Raw genomic sequence first — 20,782 nt, forward strand, 5'->3', positions numbered from 1 at the left:
GATCGGGCTCGCCGCCAAGGCCAATGTCGCGACATCAGCGCTGACCCAGGTTGAGCTGCGCAAGACCGAGCTCGCGCGCGCGATGGCGACGGGACCGAAGCTGCTGATTTCGGATGAGGCGATGGCGGGGTTGTCGACATCAGAGGTCGACGAGGTGCTCGACCTCCTGATCGGTCTTTGCGGCGACAACATCGCGATCATCATGATCGAGCACATCATGCAGGCCGTGATGCGCTTCTCCGAGCGGGTGATGTGCCTTGATGCCGGCAAGATCATCGCGATCGGCGCGCCGGCGGAGGTCATGGCCAACCCCCGTGTGCAGGAGGCCTATCTTGGCACTTAGCCTCGCCATCGACGGGTTGGATGCGGGCTATGGCGCGGTGAAGGCGCTGCGCGGCGTGTCCATGCGGGTGGAGACCGGCGAGACCGTGGCGCTGCTCGGCACCAACGGCAACGGCAAGAGCACGCTGATCAAATGCATCATGGGGCTGGTGCGACCGACGCGCGGCAGCGTTACGCTCTCCATCGACGGCAAGACCCATGATCTCACCAAACTCTCGCCCGAGGCCATCGTCGACCTCGGCGTCGCGCTGGTGCCGGAGGGACGGCGGCTGTTTCCCAAGCTGACGGTGGTCGAAAACCTGATGTTGGGCGCTTTCCGCAAGGCCGCGCGCAACGCCATTCAACGCAACCTTTCGATGGCGTTCGAGACCTTCCCGGTGCTCAAGGAGCGGCGCAGCCAACTCGCCGGCACCATGTCGGGCGGGCAGCAGCAGATGCTGGCGATCGCGCGCGCGCTGATGTCCTCGCCACGGCTGCTTCTGGTCGACGAGCCCTCTGTCGGCTTGTCGCCGCTCCTGGTGTCACAGACCATCACCAAGATCGGCGAGCTCAAGCAGAGTTTTGGTCTGACCGTGCTGATGGCCGAACAGAATTTCAACCAGGCGATCCGCATCGCCGACCGCGGCTACATCATCGTCCACGGCGAGATCGCCGTCTCAGCGGCTTCCGTCGACGAGCTCAAGGCCAACGACATCGTCAAGCGGCTGTATCTGGGCGGGGTAGCTTAACGCCGGCGTTCAATGTGACGGCAGTTGCAGATCGCCCGCCTCGAAATTGAAACGGTCGCGCAAATTCTTGCGCTGCTCCAAAATATCTTTGAGGAAGGCGCGGTCGGTCTCGTCCTTCATCATCGGCTCGATCAGGTCGAGCTGGTTCATGGCCACAAGCTGCAGGATCTCGGTACGCGGCTTGCCGCTGGCATCGCGCGGCAGCGCGTGGACGACCTGGATATGCTCCGGGGGCTTTGGCCCTTTGGCTGCCGTCAGCTCGCTGCGGAGCTGACTCTCGAGCGCGGGCTTGTCGGCCTCGACAAAGGCATAGAGTCCGACGCCGGTGCGGCGATCGGCAAAGGCGACGATGGCGGTATCGCGAACGTCGGGGTTTTTGCGGATGAGGTCGACCAGCACCGGCGCGTCGTTGACGAGGCGGCGGCCGCCGCCTTCACGGTCGGTGAAGTTGAAGAGGCCGCGGGTGATGGCGCGGTAGACCTTTTTGCCCGTCATCAGCCAAAGGCGCGCGATTGCCGACTTTCGCGCAAGAATTTTCCGCTCCATCGGCGTCAGCGCCTGCGGCGCATAGGTACGCTTGTGCTTCAGGAGATGGCGCAAATCTTCATAGGCTGCGATCCGGAACAGGCGGCTGCGCGCCCTGAAGCACGCGGCGAGCTGGAAGTCGGTGAGATAGCAGTGTCCGTCGGAGCCACGCAGCCAGTTCTGCTCCTTGGCAAGATCGTTATGGCAGATGCCGGCCCGATGCAGCCTGCGAAGCGCGGCCTTGGCCGAGCGGAAATAGGCGATGTCGCCATGGGGCTTGGCCAGATGCAACGCGACGCCGTCGATGAAGCCGCGCACCAGCGCCCGCTGCCCGGTCCAGAGCAGCTCGGGACCGACCTGCAGCCCCTTCGCGAGCGCCAGCGCGCGCCGTTCGCGCGCGAACAGATGCTGTGCCAGCGGAAACGACCACCACGGTACTTCATCGAGCCGGCGCAAGACTGCGTCGACCTCGCCAGTCTCGCCGCAGAAGCGACCGCGCTCGACGGTCGAGAATGCGTCGCGCTTGAGCAGTACGCCGTCGCTCCAGCGCGACGACAACGCCGCCGCATCGTCCTTGGGCAATCTCATCGGATGCTCACGCCGCCGCCGGCACGCGCAGATGATCGGCGATCCAGCGGTCGAGGTCGGCCAGCGCCCGCGCGCTCAGTGCCTGCTTCTTGGCAACCGTCTTCTCATTGCCGCGAAGCCTGCTGCCGTCGGGCTTCCTGGTCGGTGGCGAGGCAAGCGGCGGAAACAGACCGAAATTGATGTTCATCGGCTGGAAGGAGCGGCCGCTCGCCTCAGTGGTCTCAAGATGGCCGCCGGTGATATGGCCGAGCAGCGCGCCGAGCGCCGTCGTCGCCGGCGGAGGCGTGAGCGACGTGCCGCGGGCATTGGCGGCGGCATAGAGGCCAGCAATCAGCCCGATACTCGCGGATTCCACGTAGCCCTCGCAGCCCGTCATCTGGCCGGCAAAGCGCAGCCGCGGCTCGGCGCGCAGGCGTAGCTCGGCGTCGAGAAGCTTTGGCGAATTGAGGAAGGTGTTGCGATGCAGGCCGCCGAGTCGCGCGAACTCGGCCTTCTCCAGGCCGGGAATGCTGCGGAAGATCTGCTGCTGGGGGCCGTACTTCAGCTTGGTCTGGAAACCGACGATGTTGTAGAGCGTGCCGAGCTTGTTGTCCTGGCGGAGCTGCACGATCGCGTGGGGCTTGACTGTCGGATCATGCGGGTTGGTCAGCCCGACCGGCTTCATCGGCCCATGCCGCAGCGTCTCGTGGCCGCGCTCGGCCATCACCTCGATCGGCAGGCAGCCGTCGAAATAGGGCGTGTTCGTCTCCCAGTCCTTGAAGTCGGTCTTCTCGCCCTTGAGCAGCGCGTCGACGAAGGCGTCGTACTGCTCCTTCGTCATGGGGCAATTGATGTAATCGGCTCCCGTGCCGCCGGGACCGGGCTTGTCGTAGCGCGACTGGAACCAGGCGACCGACATGTCAATCGAGTCCCTGTGCACGATCGGCGCGATCGCGTCAAAGAAAGCCAGTGCATTCTCGTCGGTCAGCGCCCGGATAGCATCCGCCAGCGGCGCTGAGGTGAGGGGGCCGGTTGCGACGATGACATTGGTCCAATCCGCCGGCGGCAGGCCCGCGATCTCGCCGCGGCGGATTTCGATGTTCGGATGCTCGCTCAGCGCCTTGGTCACGGCCGCGGAAAAGCCCTCACGATCGACCGCGAGCGCCCCGCCGGCGGGCACCTGGTTGGCATCGCCCGCGCGCATGACCAGCGAGCCGAGCCGGCGCATCTCGGCGTGCAGCAGGCCGACCGCGTTGTTGGCGGCGTCGTCGGAACGAAAGGAATTGGAGCAGACAAGCTCGGCAAGCCCGTCGGTGCGGTGAGCTTCCGTCATCCGGTCGGGGCGCATCTCGTGCAACACGACGCGGCAACCGCTTTGGGCGACCTGCCAAGCGGCCTCGGAGCCGGCGAGCCCGGCGCCAACGATATGCACGGTGTCGGAGGAGCGGATCGCCGTCATGGGCCGCAGGGTTAGCGCGTTTTGGCGCGGGGCGCACCTGAGGAAAGCACGGCCATATCCAGATACGACAACGCCCGCAAACGAGGCGGGCGTTATCCGTTCGATCGGGGAGGCTGAACGATCAGCCGTTATAGGCGCCAGCCGCCACGCGCGGAATATCCGAGCGGTCGAGGCCGATGTCGGCCAGTTCGCGATCGCTGAGCTGCGACAGCTCGTTGACGTTGCGCTGATAGTCGCGGAACGCCTGGATCATGCGGATGAGCGAGAGCAACATGGTAGTCTCCTTGAGTCTTAGCGATTCAGCCTTTGGAGGAGGCCTCATCGTTGAAATGAATATAGATGAGATTTTCCGGATCAGTAGTTCCGATGTTGCGGTGCAGCTAAGCCGAAAATGCATGACGGGAGCAAGGAGCGATTAACCTTTGCGCATAGCTGCCGCCAAACCCGCGGCCGCAAGATGGACACGAGTAAAAACCTTGTGAAATCATGGAATTGTCGCATAACCGCGCAATTTCATAGCAGTTCAAAATAGGGACGAAAGACGGGTCATTTCAAGTTGCGAGGTGGCCAGCTGAATACATGGGCAGCCTACGGAGCATGCGCGATTCGCATGCAGCTGCGGCTGTAATAATGAATTTTCGGCCATTTCTATTTTTGCGATGCAATGCAGGCTATCGCCGGGACCATCCTCTCGCGAAAGGGTCCGAGATCTGGTCGCAACCTCGCCACGCGCTCGTTAAGGCGCGTGCGCGAGCTGGGTCGCGAAGTAGGCAATGGTGCGGGCATAGACTTCGCTCTTGTTCCATTGCTGGAGCACGGCGAAATTGGGCGCGCCGGGTTGATAGTCCTTGCCGCGCTGCCAGCCGTAGCTCGCGAGATAATTGGCAGTCGAGGCCAGGACATCGGGTACGTTGTGCAGGAGGTCGCGGCGGCCATTGCCATCGAAATCCACCGCATACTTGATCCAGGCCGATGGCATGAACTGGGTCTGGCCGAGCTCGCCCGCCCAGGCGCCGCGCATGTCCTGCGGAGAGAGATCGCCGCGATCGATGATCCGCAGCGCATCCATCAGCTCACCCCGGAATTCGTCGGCGCGCCGGCAGTCATAAGCCAGCGTCGCCAGCGAACGCAGGGTCTGGAATTTGCCGTTGTTGACCCCGAAATCGGTCTCCAATCCCCAGATCGCGACCAGTACCTCGCCCGGCACGCCGTAGGCCTGCTCGATACGGGAGAGCAGCGAGCCGTATTGCTTGAGCTTGTTGGAGCCGCGCAGCATGCGCGGCGGCACCATGCGGCCGGAAAACTCCTCAAAGCTCTGGCCGAACACCTTCTGCGACTGGTCGCGGTTGAGCACGCTCTGGTCGAGCGTGATGCCGATGAGCCCGGCATTGATGGCCTGTTGCGAGATGCCCTTGCTTGCGGCTTCGCTCTTGAAGGCGGCGAGCCAGGTATCGAAGCTCCCGGATCCGCAGGGCGTTGCAGCCTGTCCCGACGTGGCAGTGAAGCCGAGCGTCGCGCCGAGCATCAAAGCGCAGATGAGGAGACGATAATGCGCTGGTGCCAAGAATACGTTCCGATTCGAAAATCGACTTGATCGTGCAGCGCAAAATGTCGGTGTCAACCGCGGCCAAAACAAGGCTGAGACACGCAGCCAAACCGCCGGCAAAGGCCGACGGTCGGGCTGTTACCAGCTTTGCGCTTCCGCCGCTTATTCGTCCCGGCGCCGCCAGGGGAACAGGTTGGCGGGGAAATCCGCAGCCGGCTTGCGCTGATGCGGCGGAGGCGGGGGAATTGGCCGCGCGTTGGGATCGATCGCAATGGCCTCGCGATAGAGATGCCAGGTCGCGTGTCCGAGCACCGGAATCACGACCGCGAGCCCCAGGAACAGCGGCAGCGAGCCGACAATCAGGAGCGCTGCCACGACCAGGCCCCAGGCGGCAATCGTCACCGGGTTCTTGGCAGCCAGGCGTATCGAGGTGACCATCGCTTCGCCGGCACTCGCGTGACGGTCCAGCATCAACGGGAAGGACACGACGCTGACGCAGAGCGCGACCAACGCGAACAGGAAGCCGGCACCGCAGCCGACGATGATCAGCCACCAGCCTTGCGGCGTGGTGAGCACGCGCGTGACAAAATCGGAGACGCTCGTGGCCCCGCCATAGCCGAACACGGCGATATAGATCGCCTGCGCGGTCGCAACCCAGGTCACGAACAACGCGAGCAGCAATGTGCCGAGTCCGAGCATGGCGCCGAAGGAAGGCGAACGCAGCACGTCGAGTGCATTCCAGGCGGAAGCGTCCTTGCCCTGTTCTCTGCGCTTGCTCAGCTCATAGAGACCGAGAGCCGCGAAGGGGCCGACCAGGGCAAAGCCTGCAGCGATCGGGAACAGAAGCGGGATCACGGCATAGCCAAACGCGGCGCGGGCGAGCAACAGGCCGAGCACTGGATAGATCACGCAGAGGATGATGGCGTGGCTTGGCACCGCCTTGAAATCCTCCCAGCCGAGCTTCAGCGCCTGGTGCAGATCGGAAAGGCCGATCGTGCGGATCTCAGGCGCGGCCTCCACGGGCTGCGCCTGAGAGCTGACATTATCATGATAGGTCGAGGCCATGGTCGCAAACTCCCTTGCCGCAGCGGCCGGAATTCGCGCCAGATCGGGGCGCGAGCGGCCGCCGAAGGAAACGATCGCGATGTTTGGCCAGACCCGAAAACCTTGTTGTTCTGGCCATCTCGCGAGCTGAACGGTCAGCATACTCCTGAATCGCTCTGCCGTCCCTCAAGCCTCGGTGAAAATAGTTACCGCGGCGCAACCGCGTCATTCCGCCGTCATTTCGCCGCGGCTAAGCTCCAAGCTGCCGACCGGGGTAGCACCGGCAAGCCTTGCCTCGACGGGTAAGTTTGAAAAAAAGCGATCTGGACCCGGCGCCGCCGGGCAACAAAAGCCGCTTAACGCCGTTACGTCTTACGCGTTATCTCGTGTCTAGGTCCATTGGGGAGCACACCATGAGCATTTTCGGAAAAATCATGAGCGCGATCTTCGGCCAGTCGGCCGCTGCCGCGTCAACTGGCGGCGCCGCCGCTTCGGGCGGCACCGGCGGCGGCTCGGCTGCAGCCACAGCCCCGGCATCCGCACCCGCGCAAAGCGTCGACGTGGCGCCGATCCTCGACAAGGCGGTCGCGGCCAAGCATGAGAAGCTCGAATGGCGGACCTCGATCGTCGACCTGATGAAGGCGCTCGACATCGATTCCAGCCTGGCGTCGCGCAAGGAGCTCGCCAAGGAGCTGGGCTATACCGGCGACACCAACGACTCCGCGAGCATGAATGTCTGGTTGCACAAGCAGGTGATGGCGAAGCTCGCGGCCAATGGCGGCAAGCTCCCGCCTGAAATCAAGCATTAGCGGGTCCTTTTGGCCTCTTGTGCCAATGGCCCGTGTATCACACGGGCCTTTTTTGCAACCGAGCTCAAATCACGCCACGAGATCCCGATGCTCCGGGTGCTTGCTGAGATAGTCGACAACGAAACTGCAACCGGCGATCACCTTTTGACCATCGGCGCGGATCATCTCCAGCGCGCCTCTCACCAGCTCTGACGCGATGCCGCGGCCGCGCAAGCTCTGCGGCGTCTCGGTGTGGGTGATGATGACCGCCTGCGGCGTGAGGCGGTAATTTGCAAAAGCGACCTGGCCCCCGGCATCGAGTTCGAAGCGGTGCAGGGCCTTGTTGTCGCGGACGGCAGCCATGGTCGGGATTTCCTTGGATCGATGGGCTCGCCGTCATGTAGGAGCATGAACCCTTCGTTGCCAAGGCGTGATGAACGCGGACACCTATGCGTATTCCGCTTGTTGTCTCCTCAACCCTTCAAGGAGTCGCTCAGCATTGCACGGATCGACCAGGCTTCGCCGTCGCTCGAGCCCTTGATGTCGTCGATCTTCCAGCCGCCCGCTTCGCGCACGAACTCATAGCGGATCACTTGATCGGCGGGCTTCGGCGGCGGTGTGTTGCGGCCGGTGATGGTGACGGCAATCAGCGCTTTGGTGGCATCGAGCTTCTCGGTCTCGACCTTGAACGATTTGACATCCGGATCCTGCGAATTGGTAACGGGGTCGAAGTCGATCGGCCCGACATCACCCTTCGGCGTATGCGCGTCCGCCTTGGCCCACAGCGCGATCAGCGACTTCGAGAGATATTTCGCCTTCGCCGCCTTGTTCTCGATGACAAAGCCGCCGCCGCCATCGCCCTTGCCCTTGGCGGCGCGGGCGTAGATCGCAGTGACGATCGCGACGGGATCGTTAGCGGTTGCAGGTTCGGCACGCGCGAGCGGCGCCTCGATCGCAACAATCAGGATAGTCGAGATCAGATGACGGCGTGTGATCATGCGGCTCCTCAAACTCGGTTTCGCATTGTTATAGACCGGCGCCAGTGCAAGCTCCTCCGCTATATTTTTTCAATCGTCGGCGGCGATGGGCGAACCTGATTTGCCTTCAGGACGACCAAACCCATTCCCGCCAAATCTGCAACCCGCTCGCGAACACTGCGCTCTTGCGGGGCCGGAGCCGATGGCGATAAACAGGGTCGCAACGAAAGCTTGTCCACGCGGGCGTCTCCCGAGCGCCCTTTCCAGAGGAACCCCCATGAAGCTCGTGCTGACCCTGATTGGCGTTGTCCTGCTTGTTGTTGCTGCCGTCTATTTCGTGGTGCCCGCCGATCAGCTTCCAGGCTTCTTCCCCGGCCATGAGGCTGGCGTGGCGCGCGTGCACATGAAGCATGGCATTGTCTCCGGCGTGCTCGGCCTGATCCTGATCGGCGCCGGCACCTTCATGGGACGCCGCTGAAGTGAGCGGGGCCGCGACCCCAGCCGGCGGGCAGCTCCGGATGTCGCGCCGGGTGATGAATCTGGCGCACATGGTGACGCAGAACGCGCGCCGGCATGGACATCGTCCGGGCTTCATATGGGGCGAGAAGAGCTGGACCTGGCGCGAGATCGACGCGCATGTCTCCTCACTCGCCGCCGCGCTCGCCGCGCGCGGGATCGGGAAGGGCGACCGTATCCTCGTTCATTCCAAGAATTGCGAGGAGATGTTCTTCTCGATGTTCGCGGCGTTTCGTCTCGGCGCAGTCTGGGTGCCCACCAATTTCCGGCTGATGCCGGACGAGGTCGCCTATCTCGCAACCGCCTCCGGCGCGAAGGCGTTTCTCTGCCATGGCGATTTCCCGGATCACGCCAGGGCCGTCACCGGTCCCGCATTCACCTGGCGCATCGGCGGAGAGGGCGCTTTCGGCGAAAAGAGCCTGCGCGAGGCGATGGCCGCGCATGCCGGCGCCTTCGTCGCCAACGTCGCGGTCGAGTACGACGATCCGTGCTGGTTCTTCTTCACCTCAGGCACCACCGGCCGCTCCAAGGCCGCCGTGCTCACCCACGGCCAGATGGCCTTTGTCGTCACCAACCATCTTGCCGATCTCACGCCGGGCACGACCGAGGAAGATACCTCACTTGTGGTGGCGCCGCTGTCGCACGGCGCCGGCGTGCATCAGCTCATGCAGGCCGCGCGCGGGGTAGCAACCATTCTGCTGCCGACCGAACGCTTCGACATCACGGAAGCCTTCCGCCTGATCGAGAAGCATCGCGTCAGCAATCTCTTCACCGTGCCGACCATTCTGAAGATGTTGGTCGAGCATCCCGCCGCCGATCAGTTCGACCATTCCTCGCTGCGCCATGTCATCTATGCCGGCGCGCCGATGTACCGCGAGGACCAGAAGTTTGCGCTGAAGAAGCTCGGCAAGGTGATCGTGCAGTATTTTGGCCTCGGTGAAGTCACCGGCAACATCACGGTGTTCCCGGCTGCGCTCCATGAGGAGGAAGACGGCCCTCAGGCGCGGATCGGCACCTGCGGCTTCGAGCGCACCGGCATGCAGGTTTCGATCCAGGACGACAACGGCCGCGAGCTGAAACCGTTCGAGACCGGCGAGATCTGCGTGATCGGTCCTGGGGTCTTCGCCGGCTATTACGACAACCCCGAGGCCAACGCCAAGGCGTTTCGCGACGGCTGGTTCCGCACCGGCGATCTCGGCCACATGGACGAGGAGGGGTTTGTCTACATCACCGGCCGTGCCTCCGACATGTACATCTCGGGCGGCTCCAACATCTATCCGCGCGAGGTGGAGGAGAAGATCCTGACCCATCCCGCGATCGGCGAGGTCGCGGTGCTGGGCGTGCCCGATCCGGTCTGGGGTGAAGTCGGTGTCGCAGTCTGCGTCGCGCGCGAAGGCGCCAGGCAAGTCACCGAAGCCGAGATGGCGGCATTCCTCGCGCCAAAGGTGCCGCGCTACAAGATGCCGAAGCGCTTCTTCTTCTGGGAGGCTCTGCCAAAGTCAGGCTACGGAAAAATCCCGAAGCGGCTGGTGCGCGATGAATTGGAAGCGCGCGGGCTGCTCGACCTGAACAAGCAAAGTCGCTGATGCGCAGCATCAAGCAGCCGGGGCTACCGGTAGCCGAACGCATCCAGTGGGTGGAGGTGCGGGGTCGCGCTTTTACCTTCAGGCTGGAAGCCGGTCTGCCGCTGTTGGAAGCCGCCCGCCGCGGCTTCGCTGCGCAGGGATTTGTCGGGGGCACGCTGAACATCAACGGCGGTGCGCTCGGCCCGTTCGGCTATGTCATGCCGGCGCTGTCGAAGACCGGCGAGAACGCCGCGTTCTATAGCGACACGTTCCGGCCCGCTGGCATCACGCAGCTCAAGCTTGCAACGCTGACGCTGGGCTCGCGCGATGGCGCGCCGTTCTTTCATTGCCACGGGCTGTGGCGCGAGGCCGACGGCCGCGAGAGCGGCGGCCACATGCTGCCCGAGGAGACCTTTGTCGCCGAGCCATTCGAGGTCGAGGCCTTCGGCATCGATGGCGCGGTGTTTGCCGCCGAGCCTGACAGCGAGACCAACTTCAAGCTGTTCGGCCCGGTGCCGGCCGAGGCGAGAGGCGCAAAGACGTCGAGCCGCGCGTTTGCGATGCGGCTGCGGCCGAACCAGGATGTTGCGAGCGCTCTCGAAGCATTCTGTCGCCAGCACGGCGTTGCGCGTGCCAGACTTCGCGGCGGCGTCGGCTCGACCATCGGTGCGCGCTTTGCCGGCGGCGCCGTGATCGAGCCGTTCGCGACGGAGCTTGCGATCACATCCGGTGAAGTCGCGCCCGGCGCGAACGGCGCGCTGGAAGCCAATCTCGATGTCGCGCTGATCGACTACACCGGCGGCATCGGCGAGGGCAGGCTGATCCGCGGCGACAATCCCGTGCTGATGACCATGGAACTGGTGCTGGAGGCGGTGTGAGGCGCATCGCCGCGGAATGCCGGATGCAGGCCGCACCCATGGCCCCGGGATCCTACAAAGCCCATGGTTGTAGCCCGGTTAAGTTGCTACACTAGCTCAGGCTTCGAAACCTATTGGGGCGGGAATTGTGGCTTCTCCGGATAAGTCTACTGAAGCGAAAAAATATGATGTAGCGCTATCGTTCGCGGACGAGGATCGGCCTTATGTCGACACGGTTGCCGCATATTTGCGAGTGCACAATGTAAAATTGTTCTACGACAGATATGAAGAGGTCGCTCTTTGGGGCAAGAATTTATACGCCTACCTGGCTGAAGTTTATTCGCGCCAGGCGTATTACACGGTGATTTTCATCTCCAAGCACTACAAAGAGAAGGTTTGGACAAGTCACGAGCTGACGGCCGCGCAAGAGCGGGCTCTCGAGGAGAGAAGAGAGTATATTCTGCCGGTGCGCTTTGATGATACGGAAATCCCGGGCATCACCAAGACTATCGGCTACCTTTCGATACGCGATCGGGCACCAGAAGCCCTGGCGGAGCTTATCCGCGAGAAATTGGTGCTGGAGAATTTGATAGTCGACCGCACGGCGGCCGGCGCGCAGCCCGGAAACGCGGCAGTTGCGTTTGCGGCGGTGCCTGTGGCGGAAAAAGAGCAGTTCGTTGCCGAGCAGGGGCCTCCGCTCAACTCCGAGACGGCTGCACCGGTTTCCCTCCCTCAACAACTTGCGGCGCAACCCCCGAGCTTGCCGGTGGAGCACCCCCCAAATTTGCCTGTCGTGCTCAACCCACCTGTCCGCACACCGAACCGAACGCCGCTCTACATTGCTTTAGGCGTGGTCGGTGTATGTGTGGCAGGGTTTGTCGGCTACATGATCGGAGGAGAGCCATCGGTTCCGCCCCACGCGAATGCGACGTCGACCCCAACGGTAATACCGACGCAGACGCCAGCCCCTACGCCAACTCGTGCATCGACCCCGACGCCCGTGCAGCCGCGTCCGACAGGTTTCAACTCCTATCCCAACACCGACATGAGAGGTGGCGACATCGGCGACATGCCGACGGATGCCGGCGGCTGCCGCGCGGAATGCCAACGCCGCGGTGATTGCATCGCCTACAGCTTCGATCGGCGTACGAACCATTGCTATCTGAAGAGCAGCCTCAACCTGCTCTGGGTTGACGGTTGGTCCGATACTGGCGTTCGCTCGGATCAATCGAGGCCCGGCGTCGCCCAAGGTGATCATTTCTGCAAATTCAACAACAGCTCGCCCACCGGGGTCGGCTCTCGTTATGATCAATTTCAATCGCAGGACAGCTGCGAGCAGGCCTGCAAGTCCGACCAAAGCTGCGGTGGCTTCACCTTCAGCGGCGTCTGCGTGCTTTACCGCAGCATCACCAGCAGGGGTAATGGCGGCATAACACTCCATCTGCGGACATGGGATACCTGCCGTTAGTCAGATGCGAACGGACCAGGCTCGTGACACGGCCGCTGATGTTTCGGGCAGCCAGCGACAGCAAAGATTCCGGCAACGATGCAGGCGCGGCGAGAGTGGGCGGGGATTCTCTAAGGCTTGGGCCTGCGCACATGCACATTGATGTCGAGATCGATGGTGCTGACACAGGTTTGCGTCGTGCGATGCGAGCGGCCTTCATGCCATTTGCCGGCGCGAGCGCGCGCGTCGCGCACATGTGCAAGCCGCAGGCAGCGCCATTGCGGCAGCTTGCCTGAGCTCTCGCCGGCAAATTGCCAGGCCAGCACGACCTCCTCGCCGCTCTTGTTGGTGCCGATGATGTGCGGGCAGAGCTCGCGATGGCGGCCGTCGTAAAGGCAGGTCACCTGCTGCTCGGCGAGGATGGCGTTGCGGAAGACGGTGTAGGTCGGGGAGGGCATGGGCGTCCCTGGAGATGTCGCGTCGCTCCGACACGCTTACGCAACGCAAGATTGTTCTTGTTATGTTCCAATGGTTGTGCCATGGATTGGAGCATTGTTTTAGGTGTTGGGCAGGACAAAATGGCAAGACGGCGACAGCGCGATATCAACCTGCCGGCGCCGTATCTCAAGCGCGTCTGGCTCGATCCGTCGCGTATTCCGGATCGCACGGCTTATCCGTTTTGCCTGCCTTTCCTGAGCGACGACTTCTCGCTTCATTTCGAACGCGCGATCACGACCATCGTGGGCGAAAATGGCACCGGCAAGTCGACGCTGCTGGAGGGCATCGCCGCACTCGCCGGCTATGACGAAGCCGGCGGCGGCAAGGGCTATGCGCCGGTCGACCACTCCAGCGCCATCGAGGTGATGGGCGGAGAATTGTCGGATGTGCTCCGTGCGAGCTGGTTGCCAAAAATCACCAACGGCTGGTTCTTTCGCGCGGAGAGCTTTTTTACTGTCGCGCGATATCTGGACGCGGTGGGAAGTCCATATGCTGATTTCCTCTCGCATTCCCACGGTGAGGGTTTCCTGCGTTTCTTTGAGGAGCGCTGCCAACGGCAGGGTCTCTTCATCTTCGACGAGCCGGAATCCGCGCTGTCGCCGGCGCGCCAGATGGAGTTTCTGAAACTGATGCGGCGGATGGACGAGATCGGCCACGTCCAGGTCATCATGGCCACCCATTCGCCGATGTTGATGGCCTATCCCAACGCGACACTATTGCGGCTGACGAAATACGGGCTCGAGCCGACCACGGTCGAGCAGACCGATCACTACAAGACCTTGCGCGAGTTCTTCGACGATCCCAAGGGATTTGTCGAAGCCGCGATCATTGATTGAATGCCGGAAGGCTGATCGATGGCACGCCGACGCGAACGCGACATCAATCTGCCTGCGCCTTATCTGAAACGGCTCTGGCTTGATCCGGCCCGCGTGCCGGACCGCGAGGCCTATCCTTTCTGCCTGCCATTCCTCGCCGACGACTTCTCGCTCAACTTCGAGCGCGCCATCACCATCATCGTCGGCGAGAACGGCACCGGCAAATCGACGCTGCTTGAGGGGATCGCTGCGCTCGCCGGCTACGATGAGGCGGGCGGCGGCAAGGGCTATGCGCCGGTCGATCATTCCGAGGCGCTGGAGAAGATGGGTGGCGCATTGTCGAAGGCGCTGCGCGCAAGCTGGCTGCCGAAAATCACCCATGGCTGGTTCTTCCGGGCGGAGAGTTTCTTTTCGATCGCGCGATATCTCGACAAAGCGTGGAAGGAAGACCCTTTCCACAAGCGGCCGCCGCCCAATTTTCTCTCGCATTCTCACGGCGAGGGCTTCCTGCGTTTCTTCGAGGAACGCTGCCAGCGCCAGGGCATTTTCATCTTCGACGAGCCGGAATCGGCGCTGTCGCCATCGCGGCAGATCGAGTTCCTGAAACTGCTGCGGATGATGGACAGGTCCGATCGCTGTCAGGTCATCATGGCCACCCACTCCCCGATGCTGATGGCCTATCCCAACGCCACGCTGCTGCGGCTGACGAAATACGGGCTGGAGCCGACGACGGTGGAGCGGACCGACCACTACAAGGCGATGCGCGATTTCTTCGACGATCCCGTGGCACTGTGGAAGCGGCGATCGGGGAGTGACATCTTGCATCTCGTTGATATTTACCGCCTTCCGTAGTATGTTTATGCCATGATCAGGTCGTGGCGGAATTCTGCGTCCCGGAAGATTTGGGACGGCGATCGGCCGAACCAGTTCCGTGGATTGGATTTCGAGGCTGCGATCGATCTGTTATTGGCCCTGAATGCAGCGAAGTCGCTGAGTGACTTAAGTCCGTTGAAGAGCGTTGGTCTCCATAGGCTTAAGGGAGATCGCAGCGGGCAATGGGCGATGACGGTAAACGCCCGATGGCGAGTTTGCTTTGAATTTCGCAGAGGTGACGCTTTCGATGCCGAAATCGTCGACTATCACAAAGGTTGAAGGCATGGCGCCCGTCGTCCATCCCGGTCGTTTCCTCAAGCGAGAGTTGACCGCTCGCAAGCTCAGTGCCAATCGGCTGTCGCTCGATATCGGTGTTCCCTCGGGACGTATCACGGATATTCTTAACGGCAGGCGCGCGATCACCGCTGATACGGCAGTTCGACTCGGCCGATATTTCGGCAACAGCGCGCAATTCTGGCTCGACCTGCAGAGCCAATACGACATTGGCGTAGTCGAAAGGGATAAGGGCGCCGAGATCGCGAGAAGGGTGAGACCAGCAGATGCCGCTTGAGAATGACCGGAGGATCGAGATGAACCCGCACGTCGTGAATGACGAGCCCGTTATCCGCGGCACGGCTGTTCCGGTCGAACTCATCTTGCGCAAGCTCGCCGAAGCAATGTCGCCACGCGCGATCTCGCCGATCATCCATGATTGACGCCGGATGATATTCGCGCCGCTGAGGGCTCGATCAGGCAGTGAGCCCCGAGCAGTTCGCGCGTGATGTCCTCCATGCGCTCGAATATGAAATCCGGCACCATCGCGCGCAGCGCCTGCGGCGCGGCGTAGCCCCATGCCACCGAGCCGCAGGCGATGCCGACGCTGCGCGCGGCTTCGATGTCGCGGACCTCGTCGCCGATCGCAATGATCTCTGCCTTGTCGACGCCTGAGCGGCGGATGACGCGGCGAAATCGCGCGGGCTTGCCGAACAGGGATGCGGCGCAGTCGTAGTAGGCAATCAGCGCCGCCGACTCGCCGAGCTTGCGCCGGGCATTGGCCTGGCTGTCCGAGGTGACCAGCGCCAGCTTGATGCCGGCATCGGCAAGGGTGCGAAGCATCGCCGGCACGCCGGGAAACAGCGGCGTGTTGGCGGCCTGCTCGGCCTTCAGACGCCGCATGTAGCGCGCCACTGTCGGCACCTTCCACAACGGCAATTGCAGATGCGCCAGGATCTCGTGCGTCGAGGCCGCGCGGATTCCCTCCAGCTCGTCCTCCGTCACGCGGCGAAAGCCGAAGTGGTCGGCGACGTCGTTGATGGTGCGGCAGAACCAGGGAAAGCTGTCGACCAGCGTGCCGTCGAGATCGAAGATGGCGAGGGAGTAAGGCATGCGGGCGGAGGATAGGCGCAGAAGTGGGCGTGGTACACCTCTGTATCCGAGATAGAACCTGTCGCTAGGCCGTTCCGCCGTAGGCGTTGCCGGACGGCAATCCGACCGAAGCCAGCAGTGCATCGCGTTCCGCCTCCGGCATCGCAAGCACACGACGTCGGCCAATGAAGCGCATGGTGACGAATCCCGCGAGGAACAGCGTGAGTTTGCTGACCATACCGAACATCGGCATGAACCACGCCCACGTCGCCAGGCTGAAATTCAGAGCGACGACGGCATTTGTCACGGCGGAGGCGAACATCAGGCCCGCCCAGAGGAAGCCAACGACGGCGGCGACGTCCGGCATGACCACCTGGGCGATCGGGGGCAAATAGCGAGTCATCCACCCCGGCTTGAGCATCACGAGACCAACGATCACGTAGATGGCGCTGGGCTTGAATTGCACAAAGCGCGGGTCGTTCGTCAGCAACGTCGCAGTGCCGGACGCGACGACCAGAAACAGGCTCAGCCACTCCATGGTGGCGATCGGCCTTCCGCGAGCAAACTGGATTCCAATTTGCGCGATGCCCAATGCCATGCCGAGGCCGACGGCGAGGCGGACGTTGTGGGTCAGTGAAAAGATAATGAGAAACAGGATGGTCGACGCCAGGTCGAGGAGCAGAAGCATCGCGGCGTTGAGGAAGTATTTCATCGGATGTTGAGCTCGCCTTGCTCAGCCCTTTGGCGCTCGGGAATCGGCTGGCTGCCCTGGCTTACTCCGCCGCCTCGCTCGCCCCACCCCCGCTCTTCTTCCTTGGCGCGCGCGCCTTCTTCAGCACCGGCTCCAAAAACCTGCCCGTGTAGCTCCGCGGCGCCTTCACGATGTCCTCCGGCGCGCCCCAGGCGACGATCTCGCCGCCGCCGTCGCCGCCTTCGGGGCCGAGGTCGATCACCCAGTCGGCGGTCTTGATCACCTCGAGATTGTGCTCGATCACCACCACCGTATTGCCCTGGGCGACCAGCTCGTGCAGCACCTCCAGAAGCTTCTTCACGTCGTGGAAGTGCAGGCCCGTGGTCGGCTCGTCCAGGATATAGAGCGTGCGGCCGGTGGCGCGCTTCGACAGTTCCTTGGCGAGCTTGACGCGCTGGGCCTCGCCTCCGGAGAGCGTGGTCGCCTGCTGGCCGACATGGATGTAATCGAGGCCGACGCGGCGCAGCGTCTCGAAGGTGTCGCGCACGCGCGGCACCGCCTTGAAGAACTCGGCAGCTTCCTCCACCGTCATGTCGAGCACGTCGGCGATCGACTTGCCCTTGAACAGCACCTCCAGCGTCTCACGGTTGTAGCGCTTGCCCTTGCAGACATCGCAGGTGACGTAGACATCCGGCAAAAAGTGCATCTCGATCTTGATGACGCCGTCGCCCTGGCAGGCTTCGCAGCGGCCGCCCTTGACGTTGAAGGAGAAGCGCCCGGGCTCGTAGCCGCGCGCCTTGGCTTCCGGCAAGCCGGCGAACCATTCGCGGATCGGCGTGAAGGCGCCGGTATAGGTCGCGGGATTGGAGCGCGGCGTGCGGCCGATCGGCGACTGGTCGATGTCGATGATCTTGTCGATGTGCTCGAGCCCTTCGATGCGGTCGTGCGGTGCCGCGCCTTCGCTCGCGCCATTGAGCTTGCGCGCGATGGCGCGGTAGAGCGTATCGATCAGCAATGTCGACTTGCCGCCGCCGGAGACACCGGTCACGCAGGTGAACAGGCCGAGCGGGATCTCCGCCGAGATGTTCTTCAGGTTATTGCCGCGCGCATTCACCACCTTGATGGTGCGGCGATGGTTCGGCGGCCGCCGCTCCGGCACCTCGACCGCGAGCTCGCCGGTCAAGTATTTGCCTGTCAGCGAGCTGGCATTGCGCATGATGTCCGCGGGCGTGCCCTGGGCCACGATGTTGCCACCATGCATGCCGGCGCCGGGACCGATATCGAGGACATAGTCGGCAAGCCGAATCGCGTCCTCGTCATGCTCGACCACGATCACGGTGTTGCCGAGGTCGCGCAGGCGCTTCAGCGTCTCGAGCAGGCGCGCATTGTCGCGCTGGTGCAGGCCGATCGAGGGCTCGTCCAGCACGTAGAGCACGCCGGTCAGCCCCGAGCCGATCTGCGAGGCCAGCCGAATGCGCTGGCTCTCGCCACCGGAGAGCGTTCCGGAGGAGCGCGACAGCGTCAGATAATTGAGGCCGACATCGACCAGGAAGGTCAGCCGCTCGCGGATCTCCTTCAAGACGCGCGTGGCGATCTCGTTCTGCTGTGCATTCAGCGCCGCCGGCACGCTTTCGAACCATTCGGCGGCGCGCTTGACCGAGAGCTCGGAAATCTCGCCGATATGCTTGTCGGCAACCTTCACGCACAGCGCCTCGGGTTTGAGGCGATAGCCGTTGCAGCCGACGCAGGGCACATCGGAGAAATATTTGGCGAGCTCTTCGCGCGCCCATTCGCTCTCGGTCTCGCGATAGCGGCGCTCGATATTGGTGATCACGCCCTCGAACGGCTTCTTGGTGTCGTAGGAGCGCACGCCGTCCTCATAGGAGAACTTGATCTCGTCCTCGCCCGAGCCATGCAGGATCGCGGTCTGCGTCTTCTTCGGCAGGTCCTTCCACTTGGTATCGAGTGTGAACTTGTAGAATTTGCCGAGCGCGGTCAGCGTCTGGATGTAATAGGGCGACGACGACTTCGACCAGGGCGCGATCGCGCCCTTGCGCAAGGTCATCTCCTTGTCGGGAATGACCAGGTCCTCATCGACATGCTGCTCGACGCCGAGCCCGCCGCAGGCCGGGCAGGCGCCATAGGGGTTGTTGAAGGAGAACAGCCGCGGCTCGATCTCGGGGATGGTGAAGCCGGACACGGGACAAGCGAATTTTTCCGAAAACAGGATGCGCTCGGGCCCGCTCTTGTCGTGGATCTTTGCGGTCTTCTTCTTGTCCTCCGGCGCAGGTGCCGTTGGCGTATCCGCGTATTCGATCACCGCCAGCCCCTCGGCGAGCTTGAGTGCGGTCTCAAAGCTTTCAGCAAGCCGCTGGCCGATATCCGCCCGCACGACGATGCGGTCGACCACGACGTCGATGTCGTGCGGGAATTTCTTGTCGAGGGCAGGCGCCTCGGCGAGCTCGTGGAAGGTGCCGTCGATCTTGACGCGCTGGAATCCCTTCTTGAGGTATTCAGCCAATTCCTTCTTGTACTCGCCCTTGCGGCCGCGCACGACCGGCGCGAGCAGATAGAGCCGTGTGCCCTCAGGCAGCGCCAGCACGCGGTCGACCATCTGCGACACCGTCTGGCTCTCGATCGGCAATCCTGTGGCCGGCGAATAGGGCACGCCGACGCGCGCCCAGAGCAGGCGCATGTAGTCGTAGATCTCGGTCACCGTGCCGACCGTCGAGCGCGGATTCTTCGACGTGGTCTTCTGCTCGATCGAGATCGCCGGCGACAGGCCGTCAATCTGGTCGACATCCGGCTTCTGCATCATCTCCAGAAACTGGCGCGCATAGGCCGAGAGCGATTCCACGTAGCGGCGCTGGCCTTCGGCATAGATGGTGTCGAAGGCGAGCGAGGATTTGCCGGAGCCGGAGAGGCCGGTGAACACCACGAGCTTGTCGCGGGGAATCTCGACGTCGATGTTCTTCAGATTGTGCTCGCGCGCGCCGCGGATGGTGATGGCGCGCAGACTCGAAGCAGATAGTTGGCGTCGGGCTTTCAGGATCTCGTCCATGAGCAATTCCAGGCGCGTGGGCCGCGCATTTTGACCTGCGCCTCGCCGGAAAACCAGGATCGGACGCCGCTCTCGTGAAGCTCAGAACGTAGGAAGAACGGGCTTTGAATTCCAGTGCTGAATAGCGCCCATCAACGGTTTCCTCGGGCGCGGCGCGCGTTGGCAGCAGCGGGCAGCAAGCCGGCCATTTGCGTATTTTTCGCGTGCAAACAAAAAGGCCGGCGCGAGGCCGGCCTTTTCTCGGAAGCAATCGCCTGTCGACGAGATCAGTACTTCGCGACCACCGGGCCGCCGAAGGTGTAGTTGATGCGGACGGTGCCCATGTCGACGTCCTGACGGATCGAGTCGGTGCGGGTGCCGACCAGGACGCCCGGGACCAACGACGTGGTGAAGTTGACCGAGCGGTTACCCATGAACAGATGGTCGTATTCGAAGCCCACCGACCAGTGCGGCGCGAAGCCAATTTCCAGGCCGGTGCCGACCACGCCACCCCAACGGGTCTCGCTTGCGGAGTCGAGCACGAAGCCGGTGCCAGTGATCAGGCCGTCATACTTGTCATCCGCGACAGCGGCGCCGCCCTTCACGTACCAGAGCACGTTGTTCCAGGCATAGCCAACCTGGCCGGTGAACAGGCCGAGCGCGTCGATCCTGGTCCGGTTGGTGAGCAAGCCAGCCAGCGGCAGGAGGCTGACGTTCGAGCCCCTGAGGTTGGCCCAGTCGCCCTGGGCTTCAAGGCCGAACACCCAGTTGGCGCTCTGCCAGCGATAACCGACCTGGCCACCGACCACGCCCCCGCTCGCGTCATGGCAACCCTCACTGAACGGCGCCACCGGGAAACCGAAGACGTTGGTCACATCCCAGCACTTGTGGGCGGAGGCGCCGCCGCCGTTGAGACCGATGTAGAAGCCGGCCCAGCTATAGATCGGCGGTGGAACGATGGCTGGTGCCTTGGTGTAAACCCGAGCCGGAAGATCGGCCGCGAGCGCGGGAGCGATGCCAACAGCGACAAGAGCGGCTGTCGCCAACAGGATTTTTTTCATGTTCCAGTCCTCCAGAAAATTGAACAACCAGGGAGCCGGTCGGCGACCCCTCAGCCCGATTCCAAAACTGTGCCAATC

Annotated in this window: 23 protein-coding genes and 1 pseudogene; 12 read left to right on the top strand and 12 right to left on the bottom strand. The window is 63.0% G+C overall.

Going from position 1 to position 20,782, the window contains the following annotated elements; translation table 11 throughout:
- Together VKR55_RS01925 and VKR55_RS01930 are read left to right on the top strand one after the other, a co-directional pair.
- Positions 1-343 (top strand): ABC transporter ATP-binding protein C-terminal domain-containing protein (locus tag VKR55_RS01925; protein WP_475386236.1); only part of this gene is annotated, 343 nt, incomplete at its 5' end.
- Positions 333-1,070, top strand: coding sequence for an ABC transporter ATP-binding protein (locus tag VKR55_RS01930; protein ID WP_324399110.1), 738 nt, complete (start codon positions 333-335; stop codon positions 1,068-1,070). The genes VKR55_RS01925 and VKR55_RS01930, both read left to right, overlap by 11 nt.
- A gap of 9 nt (positions 1,071-1,079) precedes the next feature.
- Here the strand turns inward: VKR55_RS01930 and VKR55_RS01935 are convergent, their stop codons facing one another.
- From VKR55_RS01935 to VKR55_RS01955, 5 genes are all read right to left on the bottom strand, one after another.
- Positions 1,080-2,183 carry a serine/threonine protein kinase gene (locus VKR55_RS01935; protein WP_324399111.1) on the bottom strand — a complete coding sequence of 368 codons (1,104 nt, stop codon included), beginning with the start codon at positions 2,181-2,183 and terminating at the stop codon, positions 1,080-1,082.
- 7 nt (positions 2,184-2,190) lie between these two features.
- The gene (gene trmFO, locus VKR55_RS01940; protein ID WP_324399112.1) at positions 2,191-3,621 is read right to left on the bottom strand and encodes a methylenetetrahydrofolate--tRNA-(uracil(54)-C(5))-methyltransferase (FADH(2)-oxidizing) TrmFO; all 1,431 of its coding nucleotides are present in this window, start codon (positions 3,619-3,621) and stop codon (positions 2,191-2,193) included.
- A gap of 121 nt (positions 3,622-3,742) precedes the next feature.
- Positions 3,743-3,895 (bottom strand): DUF1127 domain-containing protein, encoded by a 153-nt coding sequence (locus tag VKR55_RS01945; RefSeq protein WP_324399113.1) that lies wholly within the window; start codon positions 3,893-3,895, stop codon positions 3,743-3,745.
- 462 nt (positions 3,896-4,357) lie between these two features.
- Entirely contained in the window at positions 4,358-5,146 is a 789-nt protein-coding gene (locus VKR55_RS01950) for a lytic murein transglycosylase (RefSeq protein WP_324399222.1), read from the bottom strand.
- 183 nt (positions 5,147-5,329) lie between these two features.
- On the bottom strand, positions 5,330-6,232 hold the full coding sequence (locus tag VKR55_RS01955; RefSeq protein ID WP_324399114.1) for a DUF2189 domain-containing protein: 903 nt from the start codon (positions 6,230-6,232) through the stop codon (positions 5,330-5,332).
- A gap of 392 nt (positions 6,233-6,624) precedes the next feature.
- On the opposite strand from VKR55_RS01955, the gene VKR55_RS01960 reads away from it, so the two are divergent.
- On the top strand, positions 6,625-7,020 hold the full coding sequence (locus VKR55_RS01960) for a DUF3597 domain-containing protein (protein ID WP_324399115.1): 396 nt from the start codon (positions 6,625-6,627) through the stop codon (positions 7,018-7,020).
- A 69-nt stretch (positions 7,021-7,089) separates the two neighbouring features.
- Here VKR55_RS01960 and VKR55_RS01965 read toward each other — a convergent pair whose 3' ends face one another.
- Both VKR55_RS01965 and VKR55_RS01970 read right to left on the bottom strand, forming a co-directional pair.
- Positions 7,090-7,362, bottom strand: coding sequence for a GNAT family N-acetyltransferase (locus VKR55_RS01965; protein WP_324399116.1), 273 nt, complete (start codon positions 7,360-7,362; stop codon positions 7,090-7,092).
- Positions 7,363-7,472: 110 nt separating this feature from the next.
- Positions 7,473-7,997, bottom strand: a complete 525-nt coding sequence (locus tag VKR55_RS01970) for a DUF3828 domain-containing protein (RefSeq protein ID WP_324399117.1) — start codon at positions 7,995-7,997, stop codon at positions 7,473-7,475.
- Between the two features lie 256 nt (positions 7,998-8,253).
- Here VKR55_RS01970 and VKR55_RS01975 point away from each other — a divergent pair, with 256 nt between their 5' ends.
- The 4 genes from VKR55_RS01975 (at position 8,254) to VKR55_RS01990 (ending at position 12,382) form a co-directional block, all read left to right on the top strand.
- Entirely contained in the window at positions 8,254-8,454 is a 201-nt protein-coding gene (locus VKR55_RS01975; RefSeq protein ID WP_324399119.1) for a hypothetical protein, read from the top strand.
- Between the two features lies 1 nt (position 8,455).
- The gene (locus VKR55_RS01980; RefSeq protein WP_324399121.1) at positions 8,456-10,078 is read left to right on the top strand and encodes an acyl-CoA synthetase; all 1,623 of its coding nucleotides are present in this window, start codon (positions 8,456-8,458) and stop codon (positions 10,076-10,078) included.
- The gene (locus VKR55_RS01985; protein WP_324399124.1) at positions 10,078-10,935 is read left to right on the top strand and encodes a PCC domain-containing protein; all 858 of its coding nucleotides are present in this window, start codon (positions 10,078-10,080) and stop codon (positions 10,933-10,935) included. The genes VKR55_RS01980 and VKR55_RS01985 overlap by 1 nt, the downstream gene beginning before the upstream one ends.
- Positions 10,936-11,062: 127 nt before the next feature.
- Positions 11,063-12,382 (top strand): TIR domain-containing protein, encoded by a 1,320-nt coding sequence (locus VKR55_RS01990; protein WP_324399126.1) that lies wholly within the window; start codon positions 11,063-11,065, stop codon positions 12,380-12,382.
- A 110-nt stretch (positions 12,383-12,492) separates the two neighbouring features.
- Here VKR55_RS01990 and VKR55_RS01995 read toward each other — a convergent pair whose 3' ends face one another.
- The gene (locus tag VKR55_RS01995) at positions 12,493-12,819 is read right to left on the bottom strand and encodes a hypothetical protein (RefSeq protein WP_324399128.1); all 327 of its coding nucleotides are present in this window, start codon (positions 12,817-12,819) and stop codon (positions 12,493-12,495) included.
- Positions 12,820-12,939: 120 nt separating this feature from the next.
- Between VKR55_RS01995 and VKR55_RS02000 the strand changes: the two genes are divergently transcribed.
- From VKR55_RS02000 to VKR55_RS02020, 5 genes and pseudogenes are all read left to right on the top strand, one after another.
- Positions 12,940-13,695: an AAA family ATPase gene (locus VKR55_RS02000; protein WP_324399130.1), complete on the top strand. Its 756-nt coding sequence runs from the start codon at positions 12,940-12,942 to the stop codon at positions 13,693-13,695.
- An 18-nt stretch (positions 13,696-13,713) separates the two neighbouring features.
- Positions 13,714-14,489, top strand: a pseudogene (locus VKR55_RS02005) (AAA family ATPase).
- 49 nt (positions 14,490-14,538) lie between these two features.
- The gene (locus VKR55_RS02010) at positions 14,539-14,826 is read left to right on the top strand and encodes a type II toxin-antitoxin system RelE/ParE family toxin (protein WP_324399134.1); all 288 of its coding nucleotides are present in this window, start codon (positions 14,539-14,541) and stop codon (positions 14,824-14,826) included.
- A gap of 4 nt (positions 14,827-14,830) precedes the next feature.
- Positions 14,831-15,118 carry a HigA family addiction module antitoxin gene (locus VKR55_RS02015; RefSeq protein ID WP_324399136.1) on the top strand — a complete coding sequence of 96 codons (288 nt, stop codon included), beginning with the start codon at positions 14,831-14,833 and terminating at the stop codon, positions 15,116-15,118.
- Positions 15,119-15,137: 19 nt separating this feature from the next.
- Positions 15,138-15,263, top strand: a complete 126-nt coding sequence (locus VKR55_RS02020) for a DUF433 domain-containing protein (RefSeq protein WP_324399138.1) — start codon at positions 15,138-15,140, stop codon at positions 15,261-15,263.
- Here the strand turns inward: VKR55_RS02020 and VKR55_RS02025 are convergent.
- The 4 genes from VKR55_RS02025 to VKR55_RS02040 form a co-directional block, all read right to left on the bottom strand.
- Positions 15,250-15,933, bottom strand: a complete 684-nt coding sequence (locus tag VKR55_RS02025; protein ID WP_324399140.1) for an HAD-IA family hydrolase — start codon at positions 15,931-15,933, stop codon at positions 15,250-15,252. The genes VKR55_RS02020 and VKR55_RS02025 overlap by 14 nt on opposite strands.
- A gap of 64 nt (positions 15,934-15,997) precedes the next feature.
- A complete protein-coding gene (locus VKR55_RS02030) occupies positions 15,998-16,624 on the bottom strand; it encodes an inner membrane-spanning protein YciB (protein WP_324399142.1) in 627 nt (208 codons plus the stop codon).
- Positions 16,625-16,685: 61 nt separating this feature from the next.
- Positions 16,686-19,664, bottom strand: a complete 2,979-nt coding sequence (gene uvrA, locus VKR55_RS02035) for an excinuclease ABC subunit UvrA (protein ID WP_324399144.1) — start codon at positions 19,662-19,664, stop codon at positions 16,686-16,688.
- Between the two features lie 266 nt (positions 19,665-19,930).
- Positions 19,931-20,704, bottom strand: a complete 774-nt coding sequence (locus VKR55_RS02040) for an outer membrane protein (RefSeq protein WP_324399146.1) — start codon at positions 20,702-20,704, stop codon at positions 19,931-19,933.
- Positions 20,705-20,782 lie beyond the last annotated feature (78 nt).

Origin of the sequence: Bradyrhizobium sp., from assembly GCF_035309285.1 — a bacterium.
In the GTDB taxonomy this organism is placed as follows: Bacteria; Pseudomonadota; Alphaproteobacteria; order Rhizobiales; family Xanthobacteraceae; genus Bradyrhizobium.